The sequence below is a fragment of the Streptomyces sp. NPDC002130 genome, from assembly GCF_040296465.1.
In the GTDB taxonomy this organism is placed as follows: domain Bacteria; phylum Actinomycetota; class Actinomycetes; order Streptomycetales; family Streptomycetaceae; genus Streptomyces.
This window is the reverse complement of record NZ_JBEOXI010001182.1, coordinates 1-1,096: the sequence shown is the minus strand read 5'-3', so window position 1 is coordinate 1,096 and position 1,096 is coordinate 1. Positions and strand designations below refer to the sequence as shown.

Here is a 1,096-nt window from a genome sequence, read left to right as displayed (position 1 = left end):
GGTCCCCGAGGCGAATCCGGGGTGGTTGAGGACCTGCCGGGCCAGGCGGGGGTCCGCCACGACCCAGCCGCGTTCAGCAGTTGTGGTCGGTGGTCATCACCGATCCGGAATCGGGCAAAGAGGTCGCGCGCGGTCAGGTGCGCTTGCAGAACGTACCGCTGCCGAAGTAGGTCAGTCCCAGATTCCCGAGTCGATGTTGAGCGAGATTCTTTTGAGCAGTGCCGTCAACTGGGCACGTTCGTCCTCGTCGAGTCCGGTCAGTACTTGACGGTCTCGCTCGACGCGTCGGGGAAACTCTGCCTCGACCAAGGCTCGGCCGGCATCGGTGAGTTGAAGCAGAACCACTCGCCCGTCGTGTTCGAAACGCTGACGCTCGACGTAGCGCAGTTTGGCCAGGCGATCCGCATGTTTTGTGGTGGCGGCGCCGCTGACCATCGTGACGGCGGTGACTTCGCTCGCCCGCAGGGGACGGTCGCTGCGAGCGAGCGCGCTCATCACGTCGAATTCGGCGCGAGAGACCCCGCTGGACGCCAGTGCGCGGTCGAGCTGGTGAAGAGACTGCGCGTTGCGATTCGATCCAGGTCACCAGGAACTCACCGGGTGCGAAATTGCAGCGACGCTGAATAGCGGCGATCAGTTTCACGTCGTGTAAGTGGCCGTCACCGAAGTTGAATGCGACGATGGAGTTGCACATGAACTCGGCTTCGCGCAGCGAATACGTGTTGATGTCGTCGCCGAGGTGTCTGATCATCAGAGAGAACAGCGCACGCCCTTGGCTGTGCATGGAACGCCAGCCCAACAGCTGATGCAGAACGACGTCGGACACGTCCTCGGGGTACATCGTCATCAACTGATTGCGCGTATCCGGCGACGGACGCTTGATGAACTGGTCGATCTTGGCTTCAGCGCCCGGCGCGAATGCCCACGTCGCGGATGCCCAGTTGCCGGCGTACTGACGCATCGACGGCAGGAAGGACACCAGATCTGGTCGGAGGTTTCCGAGGATCGGGAAGAAGGCAAGGGCTGCAATGATTCCCGCGGTGATCCACGGAGAGGACATAGCGCCGAGGCCGTAGCCGTCCCACGCAGGGAAGCC

1 protein-coding gene and 1 pseudogene are annotated in these 1,096 nt (G+C 62.7%); both read right to left on the bottom strand.

The window, feature by feature from the left end; genetic code table 11:
* Positions 1-171: 171 nt before the first annotated feature.
* Positions 172-534 carry a MarR family winged helix-turn-helix transcriptional regulator gene (locus ABT116_RS49475; protein ID WP_351648244.1) on the bottom strand — a complete coding sequence of 121 codons (363 nt, stop codon included), beginning with the start codon at positions 532-534 and terminating at the stop codon, positions 172-174.
* Positions 535-619: 85 nt separating this feature from the next.
* Positions 620-1,060 (bottom strand): annotated as a pseudogene (locus tag ABT116_RS49470) (DUF3556 domain-containing protein); the annotation flags it as partial.
* Positions 1,061-1,096: the final 36 nt, after the last annotated feature.